Origin of the sequence: Nocardia sp. NPDC058497 (genome assembly GCF_042720195.1) — a bacterium.
Lineage (GTDB): Bacteria > Actinomycetota > Actinomycetes > Mycobacteriales > Mycobacteriaceae > Nocardia.
On sequence record NZ_JBHXMY010000315.1, the window covers coordinates 1 to 6,981 of the forward strand.

General features: G+C 65.4%; 2 protein-coding genes. Both read right to left on the minus strand.

All coding sequences use genetic code 11. The features are described from left to right. The coding region (locus ACFWPJ_RS20370; protein WP_378853539.1) for a DNA-directed RNA polymerase subunit beta' at nt 1-3,038 on the minus strand (3,038 nt) is incomplete at its 3' end. Nucleotides 3,039-3,141: 103 nt separating this feature from the next. Beyond that, nucleotides 3,142-6,642 carry a DNA-directed RNA polymerase subunit beta gene (locus tag ACFWPJ_RS20375; RefSeq protein WP_378853541.1) on the minus strand — a complete coding sequence of 1,167 codons (3,501 nt, stop codon included), beginning with the start codon at nt 6,640-6,642 and terminating at the stop codon, nt 3,142-3,144. Nucleotides 6,643-6,981: the final 339 nt, after the last annotated feature.

Consider the following 6,981-nt stretch of genomic DNA (forward strand, 5'->3'; position numbering starts at 1 on the left):
GTACGCATGGTCAGCTGGGTACCCGGCTCACCGATGGACTGGGCGGCGACGATACCGACGGCCTCGCCGATGTCGACCAGCTTGCCGGTGGCCATCGAGCGGCCGTAGCAGGTGGCGCAGACGCCGGTGCCGGTGGTGCAGGTCAGCACGGAGCGGACCTTCACCTCGGTGATACCGGCCTCGAGCAGCGCCTCCAGGGCCGGGTCGCCGAGATCGGCGCCCTTGGCCACGACGACATTGCCGCCGGCGTCGACCGCGTCGGTCGCCAGGGTGCGAGCGTAGGTCGAGGTCTCGACGTGCGCGTCCCGGATGAGCGAGCCGTCGGCCTGCTTCTCCGCGATCGGCACGACGATGCCGCGCTCGGTGCCACAGTCGTGCTCACGCACGATGACGTCCTGGGAGACGTCCACCAGACGACGGGTCAGGTAACCCGAGTCGGCGGTACGCAGCGCGGTGTCGGCCAGACCCTTACGAGCACCGTGGGTGTTGATGAAGTACTCGAGCACGGTCAGGCCCTCACGGAACGAGGACTTGATCGGGCGCGGGATGAACTCACCCTTGGGGTTCGTCACCAGACCCTTCATACCGGCGAGGGTACGAGTCTGGGTGAAGTTACCGGTCGCACCCGAGTCGACGATCGTGATGATCGGGTTGTCGGCCGGGTAGTGCTGACGCAGCGCCGTACCGACCTCTTCGGTCGCTTCCTGCCAGATCTTGACCAGGGCGTTGTTGCGCTCCTGGTGATCGAGCGCACCACGCTGGTACTTCTTCTCGATCTGATCCGCCATGGCCTCGTACCGCTCCATGATGTCGGCCTTCTCCGGCGGAACGAGCACGTCCGACATGGAGACGGTGACACCCGAACGCGTGGCCCAGTAGAAGCCGGCGTCCTTGAGCTTGTCGACGGTCTGCGCGACGACGATCATCGGGTAGCGCTCGGCCAGATCGTTGATGATCGTGGCCTGCCGCTTCTTCGGCATCGGCTCGTTGATGAACGCGTAGTCCGCCGGGAGCAGATCGTTGAACAGCACGCGACCAAGGGTGGTCTCGGCAAGCCACGCGTCACCGCGGTGCCAGCCCTCCGGGAAGAGCTCCGCCTCGATCTCGCGCGGCGGGCGCTGCTCGGTGAGGCGCACCTTGATCATCGAACGCACGGTCAGCTCACCGCGGTCGACGGCCATCTGGGCCTCGGCGGGCGAGGAGTACACGCCGTACTCCGGCTCGTCCTTGCCGCCGGCCCGGTAGGTGCCGACGCCCTTCTCGTCGAGACGAGTCAGGTAGAACAGGCCGGTCACCATGTCCAGACGCGGCATCGCCAGCGGGCGACCCGACGCCGGGGACAGGATGTTGTTCGACGACAGCATCAGGATGCGCGCCTCGGCCTGCGCCTCCGCCGACAGCGGCAGGTGCACGGCCATCTGGTCACCGTCGAAGTCGGCGTTGAACGCCTCACACACCAGCGGGTGCAGCTGGATGGCCTTGCCTTCGACCAGCTGCGGCTCGAAGGCCTGGATACCCAGACGGTGCAGGGTGGGCGCGCGGTTCAGCAGCACCGGGTGCTCGGCGATGACCTCTTCGAGGACATCCCACACCTGGGGACGCTGACGCTCGACCATCCGCTTGGCGGACTTGATGTTCTGCGCGTGGTTGAGATCGACCAGACGCTTCATGACGAACGGCTTGAACAGCTCGAGCGCCATCAGCTTCGGCAGACCGCACTGGTGCAGCTTGAGCTGCGGGCCGACCACGATGACCGAACGGCCCGAGTAGTCGACACGCTTGCCGAGCAGGTTCTGACGGAAACGACCCTGCTTGCCCTTGAGCAGATCGCTCAGCGACTTCAGCGGGCGGTTACCCGGACCGGTGACCGGACGGCCACGACGGCCGTTGTCGAACAGCGCGTCGACGGACTCCTGCAGCATCCGCTTCTCGTTGTTGACGATGATCTCGGGCGCACCCAGATCGATCAGTCGCTTGAGGCGGTTGTTGCGGTTGATCACGCGGCGGTACAGGTCGTTCAGGTCGGAGGTGGCGAAACGGCCACCGTCGAGCTGAACCATCGGGCGCAGCTCCGGCGGGATCACCGGAACGGCGTCGAGCACCATGCCCATGGGCGAGTTGCCGTTGGCCTGGAAGGCCGCGACGACCTTGAGCCGCTTGAGCGCGCGCAGCTTCTTCTGGCCCTTGCCCGAGCGAATGGTCTCGCGCAGGTTCTCGGCCTCGGCGGCGATGTCGAAGTTCTCCATCAGCTTCTGGATGGACTCCGCACCCATGGCGCCGGTGAAGTACTCGCCGTAACGGTCGACGAGCTCGCGGTAGAGCACCTCGTCGACGATGAGCTGCTTGACCGACAGCTTGGTGAAGGTCGTCCAGATCTCGTCGAGGCGGTCCAGCTCACGCTGGGACCGGTCGCGCAGCTGACGCATCTCGCGCTCGCCGCCGTCCTTGACCTTGCGACGCACGTCGGACTTGGCGCCCTCGGCTTCCAGCTCGGCCAGGTCGGCCTCGAGCTTCTGCGCGCGGGCCTCGAGATCGGCGTCGCGCTGGTCGGCGACAGCCTTCTTCTCGACCTCCATCTCGGCTTCGAGGGTGCTGAGCTCGTTGTGGCGCAGCTCCTCGTCGACACCGACGATGACGTAGGCGGCGAAGTAGATGATCTTCTCGAGATCCTTCGGCGCCAGGTCGAGCAGGTAGCCCAGGCGCGACGGAACACCCTTGAAGTACCAGATGTGGGTGACCGGTGCGGCCAGCTCGATGTGGCCCATCCGCTCACGACGCACCTTGGCGCGAGTCACCTCGACGCCACAGCGCTCACAGATGATGCCCTTGAAGCGGACGCGCTTGTACTTGCCGCAGTAGCACTCCCAGTCCCGGGTGGGGCCGAAGATCTTCTCGCAGAAGAGCCCGTCCTTCTCCGGCTTGAGCGTGCGGTAGTTGATGGTCTCCGGCTTCTTGACCTCGCCATAGCTCCACTGGCGGATGTCTTCAGCGGTGGCCAGGCCGATCCGGAGTTCATCGAAGAAGTTGACGTCTAGCACGTAACTTCCTTTCCCCTGTTCGGGTCGAATTCGAGCAAAAAGTTCACTAGTTATCGATCGCGGGTCCGCGGGCGGCTGCCGAAACAGCCACCCGCGTCACCACCTAGTTCGCCAAATCGTCGACGGTGGCCGCTTCGTTCCTGGACAGGTTGAGGCCCAGGTTCGCCGCGGCGCGCTCCAGATCCTCGTCGTCGCCGTCGCGCATCTCGATCGCGGCGCCGTCCGAGGACAGCACTTCCACGTTGAGGCACAGCGACTGGAGTTCCTTGAGGAGCACCTTGAACGACTCCGGAATGCCCGGCTCCGGAATGTTCTCGCCCTTGACGATCGCCTCGTAGACCTTCACACGGCCCACCACGTCGTCGGACTTGATGGTCAGGAGCTCCTGCAGCGTGTACGCCGCACCGTAGGCCTGCATGGCCCAGCACTCCATCTCACCGAAACGCTGACCACCGAACTGCGCCTTACCACCCAGCGGCTGCTGCGTGATCATCGAGTACGGACCGGTCGAACGGGCGTGGATCTTGTCGTCGACCAGGTGGTGCAGCTTCAGGATGTACATGTAACCGACCGCGACCGGGTACGGGAACGGCTCGCCGGAGCGGCCGTCGAACAGGGTCGCCTTGCCGTTCTCGTCGACCATGCGCTCACCGTCACGGTTCGGCAGGGTCGAGCCGAGCAGACCGGTCAGCTCGTCATCCTTGGCGCCGTCGAACACCGGGGTGGCGATGTTCGAGTCGGCCGGGGCACCCAGCATCTCCTCGGGCAGCGAGGCCGCCCAGTCCGGACGGGTGCCGTCGGTGGCCACGTCGACATTCCAGCCGGCCTTGCCGATCCAGCCCAGGTGGGTCTCGAGGATCTGGCCGATGTTCATACGACGCGGAACACCGTGGGTGTTCAGGATGATGTCGATCGGGGTGCCGTCGGGCATGAACGGCATGTCCTCGACGGGGAGGATCTTGCCGATGACGCCCTTGTTGCCGTGGCGGCCGGCGAGCTTGTCGCCGTCCTGGATCTTGCGCTTCTGGGCCACGTAGACGCGGACCAGCTCGTTGACACCGGGAGGCAGATCGTCGTCGTCCTCGCGCGAGAACACGCGGATGCCGATGACCTTGCCGGACTCACCGTGGGGCACCTTCAGCGAGGTGTCGCGCACCTCGCGCGCCTTCTCACCGAAGATCGCGCGGAGCAGGCGCTCCTCGGGGGTCAGCTCGGTCTCGCCCTTCGGGGTGACCTTGCCGACCAGGATGTCGCCGTCGCGGACCTCGGCACCGATGCGGATGATGCCGCGCTCGTCCAGGTCGGCCAGCACCTCGTCGGAGACGTTCGGGATGTCCCGGGTGATCTCCTCGGCGCCCAGCTTGGTGTCGCGGGCGTCGATCTCGTGCTCTTCGATGTGGATCGAGGTGAGAACGTCCTCTTCCACGAGGCGCTGCGACAGGATGATCGCGTCCTCGTAGTTGTGGCCTTCCCACGGCATGACGGCGACGAGCAGGTTCTTGCCCAGCGCCATCTCACCGTTCTCGGTGCAGGGGCCGTCGGCCAGAACCTGGCCCTTCTCCACCCGCTGACCCTCGTCCACGATCGGACGCTGGTTGGAGCAGGTGCCCTGGTTCGAGCGGTTGAACTTGCGCATCCGGTAGGACTTGCGGCTGCCGTCGTCGGCCATCACGGTGACGTAGTCGGCCGAGACCTCCTCGACCACACCCGGCTTCTCGTTCACCACGACATCGCCGGCGTCCACCGCGGCGCGCAGCTCCATACCGGTGCCAACGATCGGTGACTCGGAACGGATCAGCGGCACGGCCTGACGCTGCATGTTCGCGCCCATGAGGGCACGGTTGGCGTCGTCGTGCTCGAGGAACGGGATCATGGCCGTCGCGACCGACACCATCTGGCGCGGCGAGATGTCCATGTAGTCGACCTGAGCCGGCGTCACGAACTCGACCTCTTCGCCCGCACGGCGGACGAGGACCTTCTCCTCGAGGAAGCGGCCCTCGGCGTCGACCGGGGAGTTGGCCTGCGCGCGAACGTAGCGGTCTTCCTCGTCGGCGGTCAGGTACTTGACCTCGTCGGTCACCTTGCCGTCGATGACCCGGCGGTACGGGGTCTCGATGAAGCCGAACGGGTTGACCCGCGCGTACACCGACAGCGAACCGATCAGGCCGATGTTCGGGCCTTCCGGGGTCTCGATCGGGCACATGCGGCCGTAGTGCGACGGGTGGACGTCACGGACTTCCAGGCCGGCGCGCTCACGGGACAGACCACCGGGGCCCAGCGCCGACAGGCGGCGCTTGTGGGTCAGACCCGACAGCGGGTTGTTCTGGTCCATGAACTGCGACAGCTGGGAGGTTCCGAAGAACTCCTTGATCGCGGCGACGACCGGGCGGATGTTGATCAGGGTCTGCGGCGTGATCGCCTCGACGTCCTGAGTCGTCATCCGCTCGCGGACCACGCGCTCCATGCGGGACAGGCCCACCCGGATCTGGTTCTGGATCAGCTCGCCGACGGTGCGCAGACGACGGTTGCCGAAGTGGTCGATGTCGTCGATCTCGACGGGGACCTCTTCGCCGCCGGGGGCGGTCATCGTGCGGTCACCCGCGTGCAGACGCACCAGGTACTCGATGGTGTCGACGATGTCTTCCTTGGTCAGCACCGAGGAGGTCACCGGCTCGTGCACGTGGATGCCGAGCTTCTTGTTGATCTTGTAGCGACCGACGCGCGCCAGGTCGTAGCGCTTCTCCTTGAAGAACAGGTTCTCCAGCAGGGTCTGCGCGGACTCCTTGGTCGGCGGCTCGCCCGGACGCAGCTTGCGGTAGATGTCGAGCAGCGCCTCGTCCTGGCCGGGCGTGCTGTCCTTCTCCAGGGTGGACATCATGATCTCGGAGAAGCCGAAACGCTCGACGATCTCCTCGGTGGTCCAGCCCAGCGCCTTGAGCAGCACGGTGACCGGCTGACGGCGCTTGCGGTCGATGCGGACACCGACGGTGTCGCGCTTGTCGACGTCGAACTCCAGCCACGCGCCGCGCGACGGGATGACGCGCACGCTGTGCAGGTCCTTCTCGGTGGCCTTGTCGATGCTGTGATCGAAGTAGACGCCCGGGGAGCGGACCAGCTGCGAGACGACGACGCGCTCGGTGCCGTTGATGATGAAGGTGCCCTTGTTGGTCATCATGGGGAAATCGCCCATGAAGACCGTCTGGCTCTTGATCTCGCCGGTGTTGTTGTTGATGAACTCCGCGGTGACGAACAACGGCGCCGCGTAGGTCATGTCCTTCTCTTTGCACTCATCGATAGAGGCCTTGACCTCTTCGAAGCGCGGATCGGAGAACGACAGGGACATCGAACCGGAGAAGTCCTCGATCGGCGAGAGCTCCTCGAGCACCTCCTCCAAGCCGCCCGCGAGACCGACGTCGCCGCGTGCGGCCGCCTTCTCACGCCAGTCGGGAGTACCGACCAACCAGGCGAACGAGTCCGTTTGTAGGTCGAGAAGTCCGGGCACCTCCAAGGGCTCACGGATCTTCGCGAACGAAACCCTCAACGGGGCTCCGGGGATTCCAGCCTTGGTCTGGGTGGAGACTGCCAAGATGCGTCCTTCCAGCACCTCACGCGCGTCGCGTGGTGGTCCGCGACCGTCGCTTGTCTGCTACGAATTCCGCTGGTTACAACCCGAACGAAACCCGAACAGGCAGCAGCGGAAGTAACACCGGAAGGTGGAACTTACGAGTGCGAATCAAGGTGTGGACAGGAGGCAGCCAGCGCAACGTCCAAACTTACACCCACATACACGGGGGTGTCAACGTACCATCCGTGCGACCGCTCACACGGCAAACGCGCCGAACTCCCGTGACGAGGGCCGCGGCGGAATTTGTGGGCGCTTAAGCCCCGGTGACATCTGACGCTGGGGTTTATATGGTGTAGTTTCGCGGGGGGCGCGGTCACA